The 21,412-nt window shown below is 71.4% G+C and carries 16 protein-coding genes; 11 read left to right on the top strand and 5 right to left on the bottom strand.

The window, feature by feature from the left end; translation table 11 throughout:
- Positions 1-58 precede the first annotated feature (58 nt).
- Together mmsA and mmsB are read left to right on the top strand one after the other, a co-directional pair.
- Positions 59-1,588: a multiple monosaccharide ABC transporter ATP-binding protein gene (gene mmsA / locus Microterr_RS09165; RefSeq protein WP_263798265.1), complete on the top strand. Its 1,530-nt coding sequence runs from the start codon at positions 59-61 to the stop codon at positions 1,586-1,588.
- Positions 1,589-1,611: 23 nt separating this feature from the next.
- Positions 1,612-2,844, top strand: coding sequence for a multiple monosaccharide ABC transporter permease (mmsB, locus tag Microterr_RS09160; RefSeq protein WP_263798266.1), 1,233 nt, complete (start codon positions 1,612-1,614; stop codon positions 2,842-2,844).
- 60 nt (positions 2,845-2,904) lie between these two features.
- On the opposite strand, the gene Microterr_RS09155 is transcribed toward mmsB, so the two are convergent.
- Together Microterr_RS09155 and hrpA are read right to left on the bottom strand one after the other, a co-directional pair.
- Positions 2,905-4,215, bottom strand: coding sequence for an O-acetylhomoserine aminocarboxypropyltransferase/cysteine synthase family protein (locus Microterr_RS09155; protein WP_263798268.1), 1,311 nt, complete (start codon positions 4,213-4,215; stop codon positions 2,905-2,907).
- 60 nt (positions 4,216-4,275) lie between these two features.
- Entirely contained in the window at positions 4,276-8,205 is a 3,930-nt protein-coding gene (gene hrpA / locus Microterr_RS09150) for an ATP-dependent RNA helicase HrpA (RefSeq protein WP_263798269.1), read from the bottom strand.
- Positions 8,206-8,260: 55 nt separating this feature from the next.
- Between hrpA and Microterr_RS09145 the strand changes: the two genes are divergently transcribed.
- Positions 8,261-9,100 carry an aldo/keto reductase gene (locus Microterr_RS09145; protein WP_263798270.1) on the top strand — a complete coding sequence of 280 codons (840 nt, stop codon included), beginning with the start codon at positions 8,261-8,263 and terminating at the stop codon, positions 9,098-9,100.
- A 283-nt stretch (positions 9,101-9,383) separates the two neighbouring features.
- Entirely contained in the window at positions 9,384-10,346 is a 963-nt protein-coding gene (locus Microterr_RS09140; protein WP_263798271.1) for an endonuclease domain-containing protein, read from the top strand.
- Positions 10,347-10,629: 283 nt separating this feature from the next.
- Here the strand turns inward: Microterr_RS09140 and Microterr_RS09135 are convergent, their stop codons facing one another.
- Entirely contained in the window at positions 10,630-11,868 is a 1,239-nt protein-coding gene (locus Microterr_RS09135; protein ID WP_263798272.1) for a glutamyl-tRNA reductase, read from the bottom strand.
- Positions 11,869-11,921: 53 nt separating this feature from the next.
- Between Microterr_RS09135 and hemE the strand changes: the two genes are divergently transcribed.
- Genes hemE through hemL form a run of 6 tightly spaced genes read left to right on the top strand, consistent with a single transcriptional unit; the run spans position 11,922 to position 18,094 of the window.
- On the top strand, positions 11,922-12,998 hold the full coding sequence (gene hemE / locus Microterr_RS09130; protein ID WP_263798273.1) for a uroporphyrinogen decarboxylase: 1,077 nt from the start codon (positions 11,922-11,924) through the stop codon (positions 12,996-12,998).
- Between the two features lie 36 nt (positions 12,999-13,034).
- Positions 13,035-13,691, top strand: coding sequence for a hydrogen peroxide-dependent heme synthase (hemQ, locus tag Microterr_RS09125; RefSeq protein WP_404810186.1), 657 nt, complete (start codon positions 13,035-13,037; stop codon positions 13,689-13,691).
- Entirely contained in the window at positions 13,688-14,836 is a 1,149-nt protein-coding gene (locus tag Microterr_RS09120; RefSeq protein ID WP_263798274.1) for a ferrochelatase, read from the top strand. Before hemQ ends, Microterr_RS09120 begins: the two co-directional genes overlap by 4 nt.
- Entirely contained in the window at positions 14,779-15,768 is a 990-nt protein-coding gene (hemC, locus tag Microterr_RS09115) for a hydroxymethylbilane synthase (protein ID WP_404810187.1), read from the top strand. The genes Microterr_RS09120 and hemC overlap by 58 nt, the downstream gene beginning before the upstream one ends.
- Positions 15,765-16,748, top strand: a complete 984-nt coding sequence (hemB, locus tag Microterr_RS09110; protein ID WP_263798276.1) for a porphobilinogen synthase — start codon at positions 15,765-15,767, stop codon at positions 16,746-16,748. The genes hemC and hemB overlap by 4 nt, the downstream gene beginning before the upstream one ends.
- A 26-nt stretch (positions 16,749-16,774) precedes the next feature.
- Positions 16,775-18,094, top strand: a complete 1,320-nt coding sequence (hemL, locus tag Microterr_RS09105; RefSeq protein WP_263798277.1) for a glutamate-1-semialdehyde 2,1-aminomutase — start codon at positions 16,775-16,777, stop codon at positions 18,092-18,094.
- Between the two features lie 9 nt (positions 18,095-18,103).
- On the opposite strand, the gene Microterr_RS09100 is transcribed toward hemL, so the two are convergent.
- Positions 18,104-19,642, bottom strand: a complete 1,539-nt coding sequence (locus Microterr_RS09100; protein ID WP_263798278.1) for a dolichyl-phosphate-mannose--protein mannosyltransferase — start codon at positions 19,640-19,642, stop codon at positions 18,104-18,106.
- A 23-nt stretch (positions 19,643-19,665) separates the two neighbouring features.
- Here Microterr_RS09100 and rsmI point away from each other — a divergent pair, with 23 nt between their 5' ends.
- On the top strand, positions 19,666-20,484 hold the full coding sequence (gene rsmI, locus Microterr_RS09095; protein WP_263798279.1) for a 16S rRNA (cytidine(1402)-2'-O)-methyltransferase: 819 nt from the start codon (positions 19,666-19,668) through the stop codon (positions 20,482-20,484).
- A gap of 2 nt (positions 20,485-20,486) precedes the next feature.
- Here rsmI and Microterr_RS09090 read toward each other — a convergent pair whose 3' ends face one another.
- The gene (locus Microterr_RS09090; RefSeq protein WP_263798280.1) at positions 20,487-21,410 is read right to left on the bottom strand and encodes a sugar ABC transporter permease; all 924 of its coding nucleotides are present in this window, start codon (positions 21,408-21,410) and stop codon (positions 20,487-20,489) included.
- Positions 21,411-21,412 lie beyond the last annotated feature (2 nt).

The raw sequence follows: 21,412 nt of genomic DNA, 5'->3' as shown, positions 1-21,412 counted from the left end.
ACCGTCGTCGCCTCCAGTACGCTCCCGGTGTCGGGACCCCACGAGGAAGTCGGAGAACGTGACGAACAACATCCTGGAGATGCGCGGCATCACCAAGACGTTCCCGGGTGTGAAGGCCCTCTCGAACGTCAATTTCGAGGTCGAACGCGGCGAGATCCACGCGATCTGCGGCGAGAACGGCGCGGGCAAGTCCACGCTCATGAAGGTGCTGTCGGGTGTGTACCCGCACGGCACATACGACGGCGACATCGTGTACGCCGGCGACGAGGTGCAGTTCCGCAACCTCCGCGACAGCGAGGCGCGCGGGATCGTCATCATCCACCAGGAGCTGGCCCTCAGCCCCTACCTCTCGATCGCCGAGAACATCTTCCTCAACAATGAGCGCAAGGGCGCCGGCGGCCTCATCGACTGGAACAAGACCAACTCCGAGGCCGGGGCGCTGCTGCGCCGCGTGGGCCTCCGCGAGAACCCGACGACCAAGGTCAATCAGATCGGCGTCGGCAAGCAGCAGCTGGTCGAGATCGCGAAGGCGCTCTCCAAGGAGGTGAAGCTCCTCATCCTCGACGAGCCCACCGCCGCGCTCAACGACGAGGACTCCGACCACCTGCTCGACCTGATCCTCAACCTCCGCGAGGAGGGGATCACGTCGATCATCATCAGCCACAAGCTCAACGAGATCAAAAAGGTCGCCGACACGGTGACGGTCATCCGCGACGGCAAGACGATCGAGACGATCGCCAAGCAGGACGTCACAGAGGACCGCATCATCAAGGACATGGTGGGCCGCGATCTCGAGCACCGCTATCCCGACCACGAACCGCAGATCGGCGACGAGCTGCTGCGCGTCGAGGACTGGACGGCGCACCACCCGCAGGACCCGAGCCGGGTCATGGTCGACAACGTCTCGATCAACGTGCGCGCCGGTGAGATCGTCGGCATCGCCGGCCTCATGGGCGCGGGCCGCACCGAGTTCGCGATGAGCCTGTTCGGCCACAGCTACGGCTCGCGCATCTCGGGCAAGGTCTTCATGCGCGGCAAGGAGATCCGCACCCGCACCGTCGCCGAGGCGATCGACAACGGGCTCGCGTACGCGACGGAAGACCGCAAGACGTACGGCCTCAACCTCATCGAGGACATCAAGCGCAACATCTCGATGGCGTCGCTGAAGAAGCTCGAAGCGGCCGGCCTCGTGAACGACAACGAGGAGTACAAGGTCGCCGACGACTTCCGCAAGAGCATGAACATCAAGGCGCCCAACGTGCTGGTCAAGACCGGGAAGCTCTCCGGCGGCAACCAGCAGAAGGTCGTCCTGTCGAAGTGGATCTACTCCGATCCCGACGTGCTCATCCTCGACGAGCCCACCCGCGGCATCGACGTCGGCGCGAAGTACGAGATCTACACGATCATCAACAAGCTCGCAGCATCCGGCAAGGGGATCATCGTGATCTCCTCCGAGCTTCCCGAGCTGCTCGGCATCTCGGACCGCGTGTACGCCCTCAGCGAGGGGCGCATCACCGGCGAGCTGCCGATCGAGCAGGCCACACCCGAGTCCGTCCTCAAGCTCATGACCATGGAGAAGCCCCGCTGACGGGGCCCGCAGGAGACACAACCATGTCAAACGACAATCCCTCGACCGAGACCGCCGCGGGCGGGCTCGTCCACCCGACCGAGAACAAGTTCACGAGCTGGCTGAGCCACGTGCTCAGCGATCTGGGCAAGAACGGCATCTTCATCGCGCTGATCGCCGTGGTCGCCCTGTTCGCGATCCTGACCAACGGCATCCTGCTGCGCCCGCAGAACATCTCGAACCTGATCGTGCAGAACGGGTACATCCTCGTTCTGGCGATCGGCATGGTGATGATCATCATCGCGGGTCACATCGACCTGTCCGTCGGGTCGGTGGCCGCCTTCGTCGGCGCCGTCTCCGGCGTCCTCGCGGTGAAGCTGGAGCTGCCGTGGCCGGTGGCGATCCTCCTCTCGCTGCTGATCGGCGCCCTGGTCGGCGCGTGGCAGGGCTTCTGGGTCGCCTACGTCGGGATTCCCGCGTTCATCGTGACGCTGGCCGGCATGCTGATCTTCCGCGGCCTCGCGCTCGTCGTGCTCGGCAACGCGAACATCGGCTCGTTCCCCACCGAGTACCGCGCGATCGGCAACGGCTTCATCTCCGGTGTGTTCGGCGAGTCCAGCCCCGATCTGTTCACGCTCATCATCGGCGCCGCGGGTATCGTCGCGTTCGTCCTGCAGCAGGTGCGCACCCGCCGCGGACGTGAGAAGTACGACCAGGAAGTCGAGCCGCTCACCTGGTTCATCGTCAAGCTCGTGCTCATCGCCGTCGTCATCGGCTGGTTCACCTGGGCACTGGCGTCGTACAAGGGCATCCCGGTGACGCTGATCATCCTGGCGATCCTCGTGCTCGTCTACGGCATCGTCATGAACCGGACCGTCTTCGGCCGCCACATCTACGCCATCGGCGGCAACCGCCACGCGGCGGAGCTGTCGGGCATCAAGACCCGCCGGGTCGACTTCTGGCTGTTCGTGAACATGGGCTTCCTCGCGGCGCTCGCGGGCCTCATCTTCACCGCCCGACTGAACCTGGCCGGTCCGAAGGCCGGTGACGGCTTCGAGCTCGAAGCGATCTCGGCCGCGTTCATCGGCGGTGCGGCGGTGCAGGGTGGTGTCGGCACCATCGGCGGCGCCATCATCGGTGGTCTGATCATCGGCGTGCTCAACAACGGCATGTCGATCATGGGCATCGGCATCGAGTGGCAGCAGGCCGTCAAGGGCCTCGTGCTGCTGCTGGCCGTCGCGTTCGACGTCTACAACAAGCGGCGCTCCGGCAACTGAGCCGCTGCAGACAGAAGCCCCGCCCGGGAGACCGGGCGGGGCTTCTGTCGTTGCCGGGCGTCAGACCTGATCGAGCGACGCGCGGAGGTCGGCCACGATGTCGGCAGGGTCCTCCAGGCCGATCGACAGACGGATCGTCGTCGATCCGATGCCCGATTCGGCCAGCTGCGCGGGGGTCATGTGGCTGTGCGTCATCGACGACGGGTGCGCGACCAGGCTGCGCGCGTCGCCGATGTTGGCGACGAGCCGCACGACCCGCAGACGGTCGATGAACGCCTCCACCCGCGCGAAGTCGCCCGCCGGGTCACCGGTCTGGTGCAGGTCGAACGAGAAGACGGATGCGGCGCCCCGGGGCAGATACTTCTGCGCCTGCGCGTGCCAGGGGCTCGATTCCAGGCCGGGGTGGTGCACACGCGCGACGGCGGCGTGCTGGTCGAGGAACCGGGCCACCTCGAGCGCGGACGCGCTGTGGCGGGCGACCCGGAGGTCGAGCGTCTCCAGGCCCTGGAGCAGCTGGAACGCGTTGAACGCGGACAGCGACGGCCCGAGGTCGTGGATGTACTTCGTCTTGACCAGTGCGATGTACGGCGAGCCCTTCGCGCCGAAGCGCTCGAGCAGGCTGCCGCCGGCGACCCGCCGGTAGGGCTCGGTGAGCTGCGGCCAGCGGGGCGCGTCCGCGCCGAAGTCGAAGGTGCCGAGGTCGACGATCACGCCGCCGAGCGAGGTGCCGTGGCCGCCGAGGAACTTGGTCGCGGAGTGCACGACGATGTCGGCGCCGAGATCCTTCGCGCGGTGCAGGTAGGGGGTCGCGACGGTGTTGTCGAGGACGAGCGGCACGCCGGCCTCGTGCGCGATCGCTGCGACGGCATGCGCGTCGAGCACCTGCGCGATGGGGTTGGTGACCGACTCGGCGAACAGGGCGCGCGTGGTCGGGCGCACCGCATCCCGCCATGCCTGCGTGTCGTCCTGATCGACGAAGGTGACCTCGATGCCCCAGTCCGCGAACGTCTCCTGCAGCAGGTCGATCGTGCCGCCGTAGAGCTGGCGGGCAGCCACGATGTGCTCGCCCTGCTGCGCGAGCGCCAGCAGGGCGAGGGCGACGGCGGCCTGACCCGAGCCCACCGCGGCGGCCGCCACGCCGTCTTCGAGCGCGGTCACCCGCTGCTCGAAGACGAGGACCGTCGGGTTGGCGGCGCGGCTGTAGATGTTGCCCTCGCGGCGAAGCGCGAACAGGTCGCGGGCCTCGCTGAGGGAGCCGAACTGGAACGCGTTGGACTGGTAGATCGGCGGGACCGCGGTGTTCTCGGCGGCACCGGCGGTGAAGCCCGCCTGGACCTGCGCCGTCGCGAAGGAGAGGGGAGCATCAGACATGGCTCCATTGTCGCGGCTGACGGGAGCCGCGCCCCGCCCGTATGTCGCCATGTTGCGGCGCTACTGGACGGACGCGCTCAGAGCCTTCTGGATCCGCTGGATCGACACGGCCTCCGCCGTGCCCAACTGCTGGGCGAACAGGCTCACGCGGTACTCCTCCAGGAGCCACCGCGCGTGCACGAGCGACGCCGGTGCGGTGGGCGGAGGCGGCAGCATCCCACCCGCCTCCGTGTAGAGCGCGGCGGCACGCTCGAACTCGCTCATCCGCTGCCGGTCGCGCCCGGGGTTGTCGGCGAGCGCGGTGATGCGCTCGAGGGCCCCGCGCAGATACCGGGGCAGGTGCGCGAGACGCGCGAGCCCGGTGCGGGAGATGAAACCAGGGTGCACGAGCGCCGCGACCTGGCCCTTGACCTCGTTCAGGGCGCCGAGCAGCGTGAGGGAGTTCTGCCCGCGGACGGCGCGTTCGACGTCGCGGGAGGCGGTGAGGATGCGGGCGGCCAGCGAGACGGCGGCGAACAGCTCGTCGACGACGACCGCGGACAGCGCCGCGCGGACACGCTCGAACGCCTCGGGCGTCCGCACGAGCTCGCCCCCCGTCTCGCGCTGGATCACGGCGTCGGCGACGGCGACCCGTGCGTCCTCGATGAGGGCCTTCGCGGAGGGGTAGGGCGAGGCGGCGAGGGCGAGCTTCTCGGATGCGGTGAGGTGCTCGAGCACGTATGCCGCCGGCGAAGGGATCGCCAGCAGCAGGAGTCGCCGCACCCCGGCGCGAGAGGCTGCCACGGCGGCCTCCGGGGTGGCCTCGATGCGCGTCGCGACACCCGTGCCCTCGTCGACCAGCGCGGGGTATCCGCGCACGACGCCGCCGGCGACCTTCGTGTCGACCACGTCGGGCAGCGACCCGAGGTCCCACGAGGTGAGTCCGGTGCGCTCGGGGAAGGCGGCCGACGCGGGGGACGCCGCTGCGGCGATCGCCGCGGCGGGCCCGCGGGGCGGAGACGCCTTGGCGAGGGATCGCGACACGGAGGCGCGCGCCTTGCCCGACAGACGCTCCTGGAGTGCGGGCAGGTCACGGTCGGCGCCGACCGGGCGTCCGCGCTCGTCGACGGCGCGGAACGACACGAGCAGGTGCCCCGGCACCCGCTCGAGCTCGAAGTCGGCGGCGGTCACCGGCTGGTTCGCGACCCGCTGGATGCGCTGGGCGAGGGCATCGCGCAACGGCACGGGAGGCAGCCCCGCATGCGACTCGGGGCCGGACCCGGCGAGCTCCTCGGCGAAGCGCGCGGCCCAGTCGGCCGCGGGCACGACGTGCCGGCGGATGGCCTTGGGCAGCGAGCGGATCAGTCCGGCGATGAGCTCGTCGCGGAGGCCGGGCACCTGCCAGTCGAAGCCCACCGGCCGCAGCTGGGCCAGCAGCGCGAGCGGCACGACAGCCGTCACGCCGTCATCGGGCGCGCCCGGCTCGAACCGGTACGCGAGGGACAGCACCTGGTCGCCCTGGGTCCAGCGCGCGGGGAAGTCGCGCTCGTCGCCGCGCGCGGACTCGTCGATGAGGTCCGCCTCGGTCAGATCGAGCAGGCGCGGCGTGCGGGCGACCGCATCCTTCCACCACGTCTCGAACGAGCGCTGATCGAAGACGTCGCGCGGGATGCGGGCGTCGTAGAAGGCGTACACCGCCTCGTCGCCGACGAGGATGTCGCGTCGGCGCTCGCGCTCCTCGATCTTCTCCAGGAGTCTGCGCTGCTCGCGGTTGCGGCGCTCGAAGGCGGTGAGGCGCTTGTCGAGGCTGCTGGAGTCCCAGTCGCCCTCGACGAGGGCATGGCGCAGGAACATCTCGCGGGCCAGCGGCCGGTCGAAGCGGGCCAGCTGCACCCGGCGGCGGGGGATGATCTCGACGCCGAAGAGCGTGACCTTCTCGTACGCGGATGCTGCGCCCGCCGACTTCGACCAGTGCGGCTCGCCCAGCTGGCGCTTGGCCAGATCTCCCGCCAGGTCCTCCGCCCACGCCGGGTCGACGGCGGCGACCGTGCGGGCGAAGAGGCGCGACGTCTCGACGAGCTCGGCGGCCATCACGGCGGACGGGCGCTTCTTCTTCAGCCCTGAACCGGGGAAGATCGCGAACCGCGTGCCGCGGGCGCCGAGGTAGTCGGCGGCCTGCGGGCGCTTCTGGTCGCCGCCACGAGCGCTGCGCTCGTCGACGATGCCGATGTGCGAGAGCAGGCCGGCCAGGATCGCCTTGTGGATCTCGTCGGGGTCGGCGGTCTCCACCGTGCTCCCGCCTGCGGTGGAGGTTCCGCCTCGGCGCTTCGCGCCGACGAGGGTGCTGAGCTGACGGTGCACGTCGGCCCACTCCCGAACGCGCACATAGTTGAGGTGCTCGTTGCGGCACAGGCGCCGGAAGGCGCTCGAGCCGAGCTCGGCCTGCTGCTCCTGGAGGTGGTTCCACAGGTTGAGCAGCGAGAGGAAGTCGCTGGTGGGGTCGGTGAACCGGGCGTGCAGCCGGTCGGCCTCCTCGCGGCGCTCCTCCGGTCGTTCGCGGACGTCCTGGATCGACATCCCCGCGACGATGACGAGCACGTCGCGCTGCACGCCGGTGCGCTCCGCCTCGACCAGCATGCGGGCGAAGCGCGGGTCGATCGGAAGGCGCGAGATGCGCCGACCGATGTCGGTGAGGGTCGGCTCGCCGCGGCGGAGGGACACGGCGCCGAGCTCGACCAGCAGATCGAGCGCGGCGCGCACGCCGCGCGAGTCCGGCGGGGTGAGGAAGGGGAACGAGGCGATGTCGCCGAAGCCCAGCGCGAGCATCTGCAGGATCACGGACGCGAGGCTCGTCCGCAGGATCTCGGGCTCGGTGAACTCGGGCCGCTTGTCGAAGTCGTCCTCGCCGTAGAGGCGGATGGCGATGCCGGCCGTGGTGCGGCCCGCACGGCCCGACCGCTGCTGTGCGGAGGCCTGCGAGATGGCCTCGATCGGCAGACGCTGGATCTTGGAGCGGTTGCTGTACCGCGAGATGCGGGCCGTGCCGGTGTCGATCACGTAGCGGATGCCGGGGACCGTGAGGCTCGTCTCGGCGACGTTGGTCGACAGGATGACGCGACGACGCACCCCCGCGACGGTGGAGCGCTCGAAGACGCGGTGCTGCTCGGCCGCAGAGAGCCGGCCGTACAGCGGCAGCACCTCGGTGGGAGCGGCGTCCTTCGCGTACATGCCGCGGACGGCATCTGCCGCATCCCGGATCTCCGCCTCGCCGGGAAGGAACACCAGGACGTCGCCCGCCGCCTCGCGATCGAGCTCGCGGAGCGCGGCGGTGATCCCGTCGACGTCGTCGCCGTCGGCGGCGCTCGCGGGGGAGTCGCCGGCGGCCCCGGCTGCGGTCGCCGAGCCCGTCGCGGGCCGGTACCTGATCTCCACCGGGTAGGTGCGGCCGGACACCTCGACCACCGGCGCCGGCACGTCGCCACGGGCGAAGTGCCGCGCGAACGACTCCGGATCGATCGTCGCCGAGGTGACGATCACCTTGAGATCGGGGCGCTTCGGGAGCAGCTGGGTGAGGTACCCGAGCAGGAAGTCGATGTTGAGCGACCGCTCGTGCGCCTCGTCGATGATGATCGTGTCGTAGCGGCGCAGCATCCGATCCCGATGGATCTCGTTCAGCAGGATGCCGTCGGTCATCACGGCGATGCGGGTGTCTTCGGTCACCTTGTCGGTGAAGCGCACCTTGTAGCCGACGGCGGTGCCGAGCGGGACCTGCAGCTCCTCGGCCACGCGCTCGGCGATCGTGCGGGCGGCGATGCGGCGGGGCTGCGTGTGGGCGATGCGCGTGCGGCCGAGCTCGAGGCAGATCTTCGGCAGCTGCGTGGTCTTGCCCGAGCCCGTGGCTCCCGCGACGATGACGACCTGGTTGTCGCGGATGGCGCGCGCGATCTCATCCCGCGCCGCGCTGACGGGCAGCTCGGGGGGATAGGAGATGACTGGCTCTGACACGGGCATAGCCTTCGATCGTATCGCCCGCGCCGGGGTTCGCGACCGCTCGTAGGCTGGATGCATGCCAGAGATCACCACCCTCACGCTCAACGACGGCCACACCATCCCGCAGCTCGGCTACGGCGTCTTCCGCATCCCGCCCGCGGAGACCGAGAAGGCGGTGACCGAGGCGCTCGAGCTCGGCTACCGGCACATCGACACCGCGGCGATCTACGGCAACGAGGAGGGCGTCGGCGCGGCGATCGCGGCCAGCGGCATCCCGCGCGACGAGCTGTTCGTCACCACCAAGCTGTGGAACGACCGCCACGACGGCGACGAGCCGGACGCCGCGATCCGCGAGAGCCTCGACCGGCTCGGGCTCGAGCAGGTCGACCTGTACCTCGTGCACTGGCCGACGCCGGCCCGCGACAACTACCTGCACGCGTGGGAGAAGCTCATCGAGCTGCGCGACGCGGGCCTCGCTCGCAGCATCGGGGTGTCGAACCACCTCGTCCCGCACCTCGAGAAGATCGTGGCGGCCACGGGCATCGTCCCCGCCGTCAACCAGATCGAGCTGCACCCGGCCTACCAGGAGCGGGAGATCACCGAGTGGGCGGCAGCCCGCGACATCCGCATCGAGGCGTGGGGCCCGCTCGGCCAGGGCAAGTACGACCTGTTCGGGGCCGAGCCGGTGGCCCGCGCCGCCGAGGCGCACGGGAAGACGCCCGCCCAGGTCGTGCTGCGGTGGCACCTGCAGCACGGCAACATCGTGTTCCCGAAGTCGGTGCGCCGCGCGCGCCTCGCCGAGAACCTCGACGTGTTCGACTTCGAGCTGACCGCGGACGAGGTCGCCGGCATCGACGGCCTCGAGGTCGCGGACGGCGGCGGGCGCGTCAGCGCCCACCCCGACGAGCTGAACTGACGGGGCTCAGCCGGCGGCGAGCTGCTCGCCCGCGTTGACCCTCACCTGTCGCAATCTGCGGGTTTCCCTGCACTTCGCGACAGGTGAGCGGCGTGTTCGAGGACTCTTGCGGCCTCGCGCTTTCGTTCACCTGTCGCAATTGGCGGGTTTCCCTGCACTTCGCGACAGTTGAGCGGCGTGTGGCCGAGGACAGGGACTCCTCCCCAGACCATTCGGAGTGCCCGTTCTTCGCCGAACAGGGCGAAGCGGCTCAGGCAACGCGGTTGCGCGTGAACATGGGCGGATGCTGCCACCACCGCTCCCCAGGGTGCTCGGCGACCGGTTCCGCGTCGCCGACGCGCTGCGCGCCGGTGCAGGTACGAACCGGCTCCGCAAGCCGGATCTCGACAGGCCGTTCCACGGGGTGCGAGCGCTGCGCGAGCGGGCGAGCACCGTCGTTGATTTCGACGCGTTCGGACAACCTCGGGGGGAGCTCGAGCGCAGGCACCTGCGTCGCGCGTTCGACTATTCGGTGTGCATGACCGAGCACGAGTTCTTCTGCCATACGACCGCGGCAGTGATCTGGGGACTCCCGCTGCCGCCCGAGCTCCTGCGCGCTCCCGGGCTCGATGTCGCGGTCCTCGCACCACGCCGCTTGCCGCGGGGTGTCGGGATCCGCGGCCATCAAGCAGTTCCGAAACTGACCCGTCGGGCGAGCGAGCCGCGCTCCGGACTCTCGGTCACGAGCCCAGCCACGACGTGGGCGATGCTCGCTCGCACGCTGCGCGACCCGCGTGATCTGGTGGCGGTGGGCGACGCCGTGGTGCGCGAGTGGCGGGTCGCTGAGCCACTGGCAACCCGCGCCGACCTCGAGGCAGCCCTCGCCGCCGGCCGTCGGATCGGCATCGGGCGGCTCCGTGAAGCGCTGCCGTATGTGCGAACGGGGTCCGCATCCCGTCCCGAGACCCGGACGCGCCTCGAGTTGATCGACGCCGGGCTTCCCGAGCCGTCGCTCAACTTCGATATCTACGTCGACGACGTGCGGTTGGCCTGTGTCGATCTCGCTTACCCAGCGCTGAAGATCGCGATCGAGTATGAGGGCGAGCACCACCTCCTCAGCCCGGCGCAGTGGGCGCGCGACATCGAGCGCTACGACCGACTGCGCGCCGCGGGCTGGTGCGTCATCCGGGTCACCAAGATCGAATTGTTCTCACACCCCGATCGACTCGTGCGCCGCGTCGCCGTGGCGATCGCCTCGCGGCGCTGAGTCGCGACGGCGTGCCGCCCTGTCCGCCCGAGCACGAGCATCCTCTCGCCGCGACCTCACCTGTCGCAACATGCGCGAAATCGCACCGATTGCGTCAGGTGAGCGGACTCGCGCGGCCGTTCATGACCCTCACCTGTCGCAATGTGCAGGAAATCGTACAGATCGCGACAGGTGAGCGGAAGGCAGAGGCCACAGCGACAGGGAGTCAGTGACCCACACGATCAGTGACCCCGACGAGCGGAACTGACCGGGCTCAGCCGGCGACGAGCTGAACTGACGGGGCTCAGCCGGCGGCGAGCTGCTCGCCGTCGGCGTCCTCGGCGGGCGCCGCGCTGACGCCGAACACCATCTCGAGCGCGGCCTCGAACTCCTCGATCCGGCCCTGGGCGGCGAACTCGCGCGCCCGCACCGACGGCGCGTGCGAAAGCACGCCGGCGAAGTGGCGCAGGGCGGCTTCGGTGCGGGCCTCGTCCTCGCCGACCCGCAGCCGGCTGAGCTCCGACATGAGCGCCTGCTGGATGTGGGAGCGCAGCGCGACCACAGCGGGGGCCGCGGCGCGCTCGGCGGCGTACGTGGCGACGGCCGAGCCGACCACCTCGTGCGCACCGGCGCTCAGCTCCGGCAGCGACGCGTGGCGTCCGATCAGCTCGAGGTCGAGCAGCTCCACGCCGCCCACCGCGCCGACAGCGGGGTCGACGTTGCGGGGCAGGCCCAGGTCGATGATGAGCCGCTGCCGGGTGTCGGGGATGTCGTCGGGCGTGATGACGTACCGGGCGGTGCAGGTGATGACGATGTCGGCCCCCGCGAGCGCCTCGCCCAGGGTGGGCTCGGCGCGCACCCCGTAGCGCGCGGCGAACTGCTGCGCGCGGCCGGTGGCCGAGAAGACCCGGATGTCGCGGGCACCGCGCGCCTGCAGTGCGGCGATCGTGGTGGCCGCGTACTGGCCGGTGCCGACCAGCAGCACGGGCGTGGTGGCCCAGTCGGTGACCCTGGTGTCGACGAGGTCGAGGGCCAGTCGCGCCAGCGAGCGGCCGGCGGCGGACAGATCGGCCTTCGCCCGCACCGCCCTGGTCGCGTATGCGGCGCGCTGGAAGACCTGCTCCAGCTCGGTGCTCGTGGTGCCGATCTCCCGGGCGGCCGCGAGCGCGCGCTGCACCTGCCCGGTGATCTCGTCCTCTCCGACGACCATCGACTCGAGGCCGGAGCTCACCGCGAACAAGTGCCGCACCGCGTCGTCGCCGACGAGGGCGACCGCCGAGTCGCGCAGCGACAGGGCGTCGTCACCGGCGACGGAGGCGACGGCGTCGAGCACGGCCTCATGGGCGAGCACCGCGCCGCTCGTGACCGGCTCGTCCAGCTCGAGGTACGCCTCGAAGCGGTTGCAGGTGGCCAGCACGACCGCACCGCGCACGAACTCGTGGGCGTTGAGCACGTCCGCCGCGGTCGTCGCAGACACCTTCGAGATGCGATCGAGCACCTCGAAGTCCGTGTTGCGATGGTTCGCGGTCACGCAGAAGAGCACCCGGCGATTCTACCCGGCACCTCGCCCGACCCCGGTGCGCCTAGCCTGGAGGGATGCCATCGCTCCCCACATCCCTGCCGTCGCAGCATCCGCTCGTGGACGGGCGCACCGCGTCGTCGCCGCTCGTGCGGGCCGCGCGGGGTGAGCGCTCCGACACGCTGCCGGTGTGGTTCATGCGCCAGGCCGGTCGCTCGCTGCCCGAATACCGCGCGTCGCGGGCGGGCACCGAGATGCTCGACGCCTGCCTCGATCCGGCGCTCGCGAGCGAGATCACCCTGCAGCCCGTGCGCCGCCACGGCGTCGACGCCGCCGTGTTCTTCAGCGACATCGTCGTGCCCGTGCTGCTGGCCGGCGTCGACGTGCGGATCGTGCCGGGACGCGGCCCCGTGCTCGATGACCCCATCCGCTCCGCCGCCGACGTGATGGCACTGCGCCCGGTCGACCCGGAGGTGTTCGCGCCGATCAGCGAGGCGGTCGCGCTCACCGTCGCGGAGCTCGGCTCGACACCCCTCATCGGCTTCGGAGGTGCGCCCTACACGCTCGCGAGCTATCTCATCGAGGGCGGTCCGTCGCGCGAGCAGCTGCGCGCCCGGGCGCTCATGCGCACCGACCCGCAGACCTGGGCCACCCTGCTGAACTGGTGCGCCGACGTCACCGGGGCGTTCCTGCGGGCACAGGTGCTCGCCGGTGCGAGCGTCGTCCAGCTCTTCGACTCGTGGGCAGGGTCGCTCTCGCGCACCGACTACCAGCGCCGCGTCGCCCCGCACAGCCGCCGCGCCTTCGACGCGCTGCGCGGCCTCGAGGTGCCCCGCATCCACTTCGGCCTCGGGATGGGCGAGATGCTCGACCTCCAGCGCGGACTCGGCGCCGACGTCATCGGCATCGACTGGCGGCTGCCGCTCGACGAGGCGAATGAGCGCCTCGGCGGCGCGGTGCCGCTGCAGGGCAACCTCGACCCGGCGCTGCTGACCGCGGGGGAGCCCTTGATCGCCCGCCACGTCGCCGACGTCATCGAGCGCGGCAGCGCAGCGCCCGCCCACATCGTGAACCTCGGACACGGCGTGCCCCCGGACACCGACCCGGGCGTGCTCACCCGGATTGTGGAGATCGTGCACGAATCCGGCCGCTGATTCGCGGGTCCGCGAGAAGCGGGGGAGGATGGACGGGTGAGCGACCAGACCCACCACTACGCCCTCTGGGCCGTGCTGCGGCGCGACCCGCACCCCGCGACCCTCGACGGGGACCGTCCCTCGGCCGCCGACGTGATCGCCGAGCTCGGCGACACCGTGCGGGGGGTCTACGACGTGTCGGGCCTGCGGGCGGATGCTGACGTGCTCATCTGGCTGGTCGGCCACGCGGCCGACGAGCTCCAAGCAGCGCTGCGCGCGCTGCGCCGGAGCGCGGAGCTCGCCCCCCTCCTGCCGACGTGGAACGCCCTCGGCGTGCACCGCGACGCGGAGTTCAGTCGCGACCACGCCCCCGCGTATGCGCGCGGCCTCGCGCCGAAGCAGTGGGTCACGGTGTACCCGTTCGTCCGCAGCTACGAGTGGTACATCCTGCCCGCCGAGGAGCGCGGCGAGATGCTGCGCGACCACGGTCTCAAGGGCCGCGAGTACCCGCAGGTGCAGTCGAACACCGTCGCGAGCTTCGCCCTCGGCGACTACGAGTGGCTGCTCGCGCTCGAGGCGGACGACCCCATCGAGCTGGTCGACCTGATGCGCCACCTGCGGGCCACCGAGGCGCGCCGGCACGTCCGCGAGGAGGTCCCGTTCTTCACGGGCCGGCTCATCGCGGCATCCGAGTTGGCGGAGGTGCTCTCGTGACCGGCGCGCAGGGTCCCGTGCCCGGCGCGACGCCGGCCGCCGCCGACGGTGCGGAGCACGTCGAGGAGGCCGTCGCGTACGACGCGATCCTGCTCGCGAGCTTCGGCGGGCCGGAGGGGCAGGATGACGTCATCCCCTTCCTCCGCAACGTCACACGCGGCCGCGGCATCCCCGAGGAGCGCCTCGAGGAGGTCGCGCACCACTACCGCGCCTTCGGCGGCGTGAGCCCGATCAACGACCAGAACCGCGAGCTCAAGGCCGCGCTCGAGGCCGAGCTGGCGTCGCGCGGCATCGACCTCCCCGTGCTGTGGGGCAACCGCAACTGGGCGCCCTACCTCGCCGACGCCCTGCGCGAGGCGGACGACCGCGGCTTCACCAAGCTCATCGCGATCGGCACGAGCGCCTACTCGTCCTACTCGAGCTGCCGGCAGTACCGCGAGGACTACGCCATGGCACTCGACGAGACCGGCCTCGCCGGCGTCATCGCGATCGACAAGGTGCGCCAGTTCTTCGACCACCCCGGCTTCGTGCAGCCGTTCATCGACGGCGTGAACGCGGGCATCGCCGAGCTCGGCGACACGCCCAAGGTGCACGTGCTCTTCGCGACGCACTCCGTGCCGACGGACGACGCCGTGCGCTCGGGCCCGCGCGACCGCGACTTCGGCGAGGGCGGCGCGTACGCGGCGCAGCACCTCGCGGTCGCCGAGGTCGTCATGGCCGGGCACCCGGACGTCCCGTGGGATCTCGTCTACCAGTCGCGCTCGGGCCCGCCCAGCCAGCCCTGGCTCGAGCCCGACATCAACGACCGCATCGAGGAGCTCGCCGCCGACGGGGTCACGGGTCTCGTCATCGTGCCGGTCGGGTTCATCTCGGACCACATGGAAGTGAAGTGGGACCTCGACACCGAGGCGCTCGACACTGCGCGCGAGCACGGCATGACGGCCGTGCGGGTGCCGACCCCCGGCGTGCACGCGGCCTTCGTGAGCGGGCTCGTCGATCTCGTGCTGGAGCGCCGTGACGGCGTGCCGACCTCCGAGCGGCCCGCGCTGACCTCGCTCGGTCCGTGGTTCGACGTCTGCCGACCCGGATGCTGCGAGAACATCCGCCTCGGGTTCAAGCCCGCCCTCGCCGGGATCGCGCCGTGAGCGCGCTGCGCATCGGCACGCGGGCGAGCGCCCTCGCGATGACCCAGGCGGGCACGGTCGCCGCGCAGCTCGGCGGTGAGCTCGTCACGATCACCTCGGAGGGCGACACGTCGACCGCGTCGCTGGCGTCGCTCGGCGGCACCGGGGTGTTCGCGAAGGCGCTGCGCGACGCGCTGCTGGCAGGGGAGGTGGATGCTGTCGTCCACTCGTACAAGGACCTGCCCACCGTCGCCGAGCCCGGCCTGAGGATCGCCGCCGTGCCCCGCCGCGCCGATGTGCGCGACGCGCTCTGCGCCCGCGACGGCCTCACCCTCGAGACGCTGCCTGAGGGCGCGCGCGTCGGCACGGGCTCCCCGCGGCGCCGCGCGCAGCTGGCGGCGCGCCGCCCCGACCTCGTGCTCGTCGACATCCGCGGCAACGTCGACACGCGGCTCGCCCGCGTCGGAGCCGACGACCCGGAGCGGGCGCTCGACGCCGTCGTGCTCGCCGCGGCGGGCCTCGATCGGCTCGGGCGCCTCGACGAGGCCGCCACCGAGCTGCTCTCGCCGGACTCGTGGCCGACCGCTGCGGCGCAGGGTGCCCTCGCGGTCGAGGTGCGCGCGGGGGAGAACCCGTTCGACGGCCGCATCCGCCGCATCGACCACCGCGCCTCGCGCATCACCGCCGAGGCGGAGCGGGGCGTGCTGGCGAGGCTCGAAGCAGGGTGCGCCGCCCCGATCGGGGTGCACGCGTTCTTCGAGGACGACCTCGTCTTCCTCAGCGCCCGCGTCTACGCGCCGGACGGCTCGGCCCAGCTGACCAGCTCGCACGCCGCCGCCGACGACGTCGACGTGGCCGAGGAGCTGGCCGTCCGGGTCGCCGACGAGCTGCTCGCCCTGGGCGCAGCCGACCTCGCCCCGCTGCGCGACCCCGGTGCGGAGGACCGCTCGTGACCGGGTTCCCGTCCGAGCGCCTGCGGCGCACCCGCGCGACCCCGGCCTGGCGGCGACTGGTCCGCGAGACCCGGCCGGCGCCCGAGCAGCTCGTGCTGCCGCTGTTCGTCCGCGAGGACAGCGCGGAGCCCGTGCCGATCAGTTCGATGCCCGGCGTGGTCCAGCACTCGCTCGACTCGCTCAAGGCCGAGCTGCACCGGGCGGCCGAGGCCGGCATCGGCGGCGTCATGCTCTTCGGCATCCCGACGCACAAGGACGCCGAGGGCTCCGGGGCGACCGACCCGGGCGGCATCCTCAACGTCGCAACCCGCATCGCCGCGACCGAGGTGGGCGATGCCCTCGTCGTGCAGACGGACCTGTGCCTGGACGAGTTCACCGACCACGGGCACTGCGGCGTCCTCGACGCCCGCGGCCGGGTCGACAACGACGCCACGCTGGTCCGCTATCGCGACATGGCCCTCGCCCAGGCCGAGGCCGGGTCGCACCTCCTCGGGCTGTCCGGGATGATGGACGGCCAGACCGCCGAGGTCCGCACCGCCCTCGATGCGGCCGGCCACGCCGACGTCGCCCTGCTGGGCTACGCCGCCAAGTACGCCTCGGCGTTCTACGGACCCTTCCGCGAGGCGGTGCAGTCCTCGCTCGAGGGCGATCGCCGCACCTACCAGCTCGACCCAGCCAACCGGCGCGAGGGCGCCCGCGAGATCGCGTTCGACGTGGCAGAGGGCGCAGACATCGTGATGGTCAAGCCCGCGATGTCGTACCTCGACGTGCTGGCGGATGCCGCAGCATCCTCACCGGTGCAGGTCTGGGCGTACCAGGTCAGCGGCGAGTACGCCATGATCGAGGCCGCCGCGGCGCACGGCTGGATCGACCGCGAGCGTGCGGTCGACGAGTCGGTGACCTCGATCTTCCGCGCCGGCGCCGACGCGGTGCTGACCTACTGGGCGCTCGAGCTCGCCGCGCGGCTCTCCGGCCGCTGAGTCACGAGCCGAACGAGGAGACACGCATGACCACGAACGAGACCGCAGCCACCCGCGCCCGCGCGGTGATCCCCGGCGGCGTGAACTCGCCGGTGCGGGCCTTCGGCTCGGTCGGCGGCACGCCGCTGTCGATCGTGTCGGCGTCCGGCCCGCGCGTGCGCGACGTGACCGGTCGCGACTACATCGACCTGGTCGCCTCGTGGGGCCCCGCGCTGCTCGGCCACGCGCACCCCGAGGTCGTCGCGGCGGTGCAGGACGCGGCCGCGCGAGGCCTGTCGTTCGGCGCGTCGACGCCGGGCGAGACCGAGCTCGCCGAGCTCGTCATCGACCGGCTCCAGGTAGACGGCCGGGCCGCCATCGAGCGGCTGCGGCTCGTCTCGACCGGCACGGAGGCGACCATGACCGCGATCCGCATCGCCCGCGGGGCGACCGGTCGTGACGTGATCATCAAGTTCGCCGGCCACTACCACGGTCACTCCGACGGGCTGCTGGCCGAGTCCGGCTCGGGGATCGCCACGCTCGGGCTGCCCGGCTCCGCCGGCGTGCCCGCCGAGATCGCCGGGCTCACGCTCGTGCTGCCGTACAACGACCGCGCTGCCGTCGAGGCCGCGTTCGCCGCGCATCCAGGGCGCATCGCCGCGATCATCACCGAGGCCGCGGGCGCCAACGCCGGCGTGCTCGTGCCCGACCCGGGGTTCAACGCGTTCCTCGTCGACACCGCGCACGCGCACGGCGCTCTGCTGATCCTCGATGAGGTGCTCACCGGCTTCCGGGTCGGCCCGGCCGGCTGGTGGGGTCTCGAGCAGCGTGCGGGGGCCGCGTGGACTCCCGACCTGATCACCTTCGGCAAGGTCATCGGCGGCGGCATGCCGCTGGCCGCGATCGGGGGGCGGCGCGACCTGCTCGAGCTGCTCGCCCCGCTCGGCCCCGTCTACCAGGCCGGCACGCTGAGCGGCAATCCGCTCGCGGTGGCCGCGGGGATCGCGACGCTCCGGCTCGCCGACGACGCAGTCTACCGCCGAGTGGATGCGGCCGCCGCCGCCGTCTCGTCGGCGCTCGACGAGGCGCTCGGGGCCGCCGGTGTCGCGCACACGATCTCGCGGGCGGGCAGCCTCTTCTCGGTCGCCTTCCGCGACACCCCTGTGCGCGACTATGCCGACGCGAAGGACCAGGACGCCTGGCGCTACCCGCCGTTCTTCCACGCCATGCTCGAGGCCGGCGTCTCGCTCCCGCCCAGCGTGTTCGAGGCGTGGTTCCTCACCGCGGCGCACGACGACGAGACCGTCGAGCGCATCATCGCGGCGCTGCCCGCCGCGGCGGGGGCGGCAGCATCCGCTCGTCCGTGAACGGGCGCGTCAGATCCAGCCGGGCATCCAGTTGTGCAGCTGCCAGAAGCTGTACGGCACCGGCGTGCCCGTGAGGATCGGATACCAGAACGCCGACAGGGCGAGAGCGACGACGAGGAACACGCCGACGACGCGCTGCCCTGACGTGCGCCGGTAGGCCGAATCACCGGGCGCGCCCGCGACGGCACGCAGCGCGAAGGTGAGCGCGAGCACCAGGAACGGCAGGGTCGCGATCGTATAGAACTGGAAGATCGTGCGCTCCGGGTACAGCAGCCAGGGCAGGTAGGTCGCCCCGACGCCGACCAGGACGATCGCGTGCCGCCAGTCGCGGGCGACGACGAACCGGTAGCCGAGCCAGATCACGGCGGCGACGCCGGCGTACCAGATCAGCGGATTCGGCATGCTGTAGATGTTCTGCACCAGGTCGCCCTGCTGCTGGTAGTACATCGAGGTCGGCCGCAGCAGCAGCGGCCACTGCCATGCCGGCGACGCGTACCCGTGCGGCGCGGTCAGGCCGACGTGGAAGTTGTAGATGGCCTGGTGGTAGGTCCACAGGTTCTGCAGCGCCGATGCATCAGGGTCTGCGCTGCGATCCCAGCCGCCCTCCGTGGTGAGCCAGCCGATCCAGGATGCCAGGTAGACCGCCACCGCCACCGGGATGAACAGCAGGAACGCCACGACCCCCTGACGCACGACGGCGGCGAGCGGCCAGAACGCGACGCCGAGGCGACGCCGGGCGAGCGCGTCAGTGACGACGAGGTAGACGCCGAGGGCGGCGGCGACGTACAGCCCCGACCACTTGACGGCGGTGGCCGCGCCGATCGCGGCGCCCGCGGCGAGGACCCACGGGCGGTTCCAGAACACCGGCCCCCACGGGGACGGATCGGCGTCGGGGTCGCGCGCGGCGGCGTCGTCGATCGCGGCTTCGAGCCGGCGCAGGTGCGTGCGCCGGTCGAGCAGGACGAACCAGACCGCGAGCAGCACGAAGAACGTCAGGAAGATGTCGAGCAGGGCCACGCGGCTCAGCACGATCGCCAGGCCGTCGACGGCCATCAGCAGCCCTGCCACGCTCGCGAACGAGGTGGAGCCGGTCAGGTGCCGGGCGATCAGGTAGACGCTGAGCACCACCGCCGTGCCGACCAGGGCGGCGATCACCCGCCACGCGACGGCCGTGTCAGGGCCGAACAGTCCGAACCCGATGCCGATCAGGAACCGCCCGAGGGGCGGGTGCACGACGAAGCTGCCGACGGTCGAGAAGATGTCGGTCTCGCCCGCGAGGAACCGCGGGTCGGCCTCCTCGGGCCAGGTGGCGGGGTAGCCCAGGTTCCACTGCGTCCAGGAGTCCTTGGCGTAGTACGTCTCGTCGAAGACGAGGGCGTGCGGATGGCCGAGGTTCCACAGCCGCAGCACGCCGGCGAGCAGGGTGATGAGGGTGGGGGCGAGCCAGCGCCAGCGGCGGGCGATCGCCGGATCGGTGACGACGCGCGAGGCCCAGCGGTCGTACAGCGAGAGGCGGGCCCCCTGCGGGCTCGGAGCGGTCGTCGTCACGATGCCCAGCCTATGCTGGGGCGGTGATCATCCTCGCTGCGACGCCGATCGGGAACCTCTCTGACGCGTCGCGGCGGCTGATCGAGGCGCTCGGATCGGCGACCGTCATCGCCGCGGAGGACACCCGCACCACACAGCGGCTCCTCGCTGCGCTCGGCATCGACAACCGCCCGCGGCTGATCGCCCTCCACGACCACAACGAGAAGCAGCGCGCTGCCGAGCTCGTGGCGCTCGCGCGCGAGCAGGACCTCCTGGTGCTCAGCGACGCGGGCATGCCGACGGTGAGCGATCCGGGCTACGGGCTCGTCGTGGAGGCCGCGGCGCAGGGGGTCACCGTCACGGCGATCCCCGGGCCGAGCGCCGTGCTCACCGCGCTCGCGGTGTCGGGGCTGCCGACCGACCGCTTCACGTTCGAGGGTTTCGTCGGGCGGAAGTCGGGGGAGCGGCGCGCGGCGTTCCGGTCGCTGGCCGCCGAGTCGCGCACCATGGTCTTCTTCGACGCCCCGACCAGGGTGGGGGCGACCCTCGCCGACATGGCCGCGGTGTTCGGCGCAGAGCGGCGGGCGGCGGTGTGCCGGGAGCTCACGAAGCTCCATGAGGAGGTCGCGCGCGGCTCGCTCGCGGAGCTCGTGGAGTGGGCCGCCGCCGGGGTGCGCGGCGAGCTCGTCATCGTCGTCGACGGCGCGACCGAGCAGGAGGTGGCGTTCCCCGACGCCGTCGCCCAGGTGCTCGCGCAGGTGGCGGCCGGAACCAGACTGAAGGATGCTGCGGCGGAGGTCTCCGCGCACACCGGGCACTCGTCGCGCGAGCTGTATCAGGCCGGCCTGGCCGCCAAGCGCTGAGCTCAGCCCTTGACGGAGCCGGCGATGAGGCCGCCGACGATGTAGCGCTGCAGCGAGAAGAACAGCACCAGCACCGGGATCGAGGCGAGCACCGCCCCCGCGGCGAACAGTCCCCAGTTGGCGGAGAGCTGGTTCGACACCCACTGGAACATGCCGACCGCGAGGGTCCAGTTGTCCTCGGAGACGAGCACGATCTTCGACACGATGTAGTCGCCGAACGCCGCGATGAACGAGAGCAGGGCGACCACCGCGAGGATCGGGGTGACCAGCGGGATGATCAGCCGCCAGAAGATCTGCGCGTGCGTGGCGCCGTCGATCTTGGCGGACTCGTCGATCTCGATGGGGATGGTGTTGAAGAACCCGTACATGAGGAAGGTGTTCACGCCGAGCGCGCCGCCGAGATACACGCAGATCAGGGCGAGCTTGGAGTTCAGCCCCAGTGCGGGGACGACCTCGCCGAGGCTCAGCAGCATGAGGAAGATGGCGACGAAGGCGAGCGCCTGCGGGAACATCTGGATGATCAGGAGCGTGGTGAGGCCCCCGCGCCGCCCGGCGAACCGGAACCGCGAGAACGCGTACGCGGCGGCGGCACCCATCAGGACGGCGCCGATCGCCGAGGCGAAGCCGACGATCAGCGTGTTCGCGAACCAGGTCCAGTAGCTCGTGTCGGCGAGGGCCGCGTAGTTCGACAGGTCGAACGCCGAGAAGATCGCGTTGCTGGCGGCGAGGCTCGTGCTCGGGTTGAAGGACGCCGAGAGGATGTAGACGAGCGGGAAGACGGCGTAGAAGAGCACCACCACCGCCAGCAGGTACTTCCAGCCGACCTCGAGGATCCAGCGCCTGCGGCGGGCCGCCGTGCGACTGCCGTCCTGCCCCGGCTTCTGTCCCGTCGTGCGGACGGTGTCTGTGAGCGTCGTCTCGGACATCT

Origin of the sequence: Microbacterium terricola, assembly GCF_027943945.1 — a bacterium.
Taxonomy (GTDB): Bacteria; Actinomycetota; Actinomycetes; order Actinomycetales; family Microbacteriaceae; genus Microbacterium; species Microbacterium terricola.
The sequence above is the reverse complement of the archived record's forward strand: the minus strand, read 5'-3'. Positions and strand labels throughout refer to the sequence as shown.

What these genes read in the sequence shown, in the direction of transcription:
- hemL (WP_263798277.1), top strand. Translation starts at nt 16,775, where the DNA reads ATGACCACGAACGAGACCGCAGCCACCCGCGCCCGCGCGGTGATCCCC.
- Microterr_RS09145 (WP_263798270.1), top strand. Translation starts at nt 8,261, where the DNA reads ATGCCAGAGATCACCACCCTCACGCTCAACGACGGCCACACCATCCCG.
- mmsB (WP_263798266.1), top strand. Translation starts at nt 1,612, where the DNA reads ATGTCAAACGACAATCCCTCGACCGAGACCGCCGCGGGCGGGCTCGTC.
- Microterr_RS09140 (WP_263798271.1), top strand. Translation starts at nt 9,384, where the DNA reads ATGCTGCCACCACCGCTCCCCAGGGTGCTCGGCGACCGGTTCCGCGTC.
- Microterr_RS09090 (WP_263798280.1), bottom strand. Translation starts at nt 21,410, where the DNA reads ATGTCCGAGACGACGCTCACAGACACCGTCCGCACGACGGGACAGAAG.
- hemC (WP_404810187.1), top strand. Translation starts at nt 14,779, where the DNA reads ATGCTGCGAGAACATCCGCCTCGGGTTCAAGCCCGCCCTCGCCGGGAT.
- Microterr_RS09155 (WP_263798268.1), bottom strand. Translation starts at nt 4,215, where the DNA reads ATGTCTGATGCTCCCCTCTCCTTCGCGACGGCGCAGGTCCAGGCGGGC.
- hrpA (WP_263798269.1), bottom strand. Translation starts at nt 8,205, where the DNA reads ATGCCCGTGTCAGAGCCAGTCATCTCCTATCCCCCCGAGCTGCCCGTC.
- hemE (WP_263798273.1), top strand. Translation starts at nt 11,922, where the DNA reads ATGCCATCGCTCCCCACATCCCTGCCGTCGCAGCATCCGCTCGTGGAC.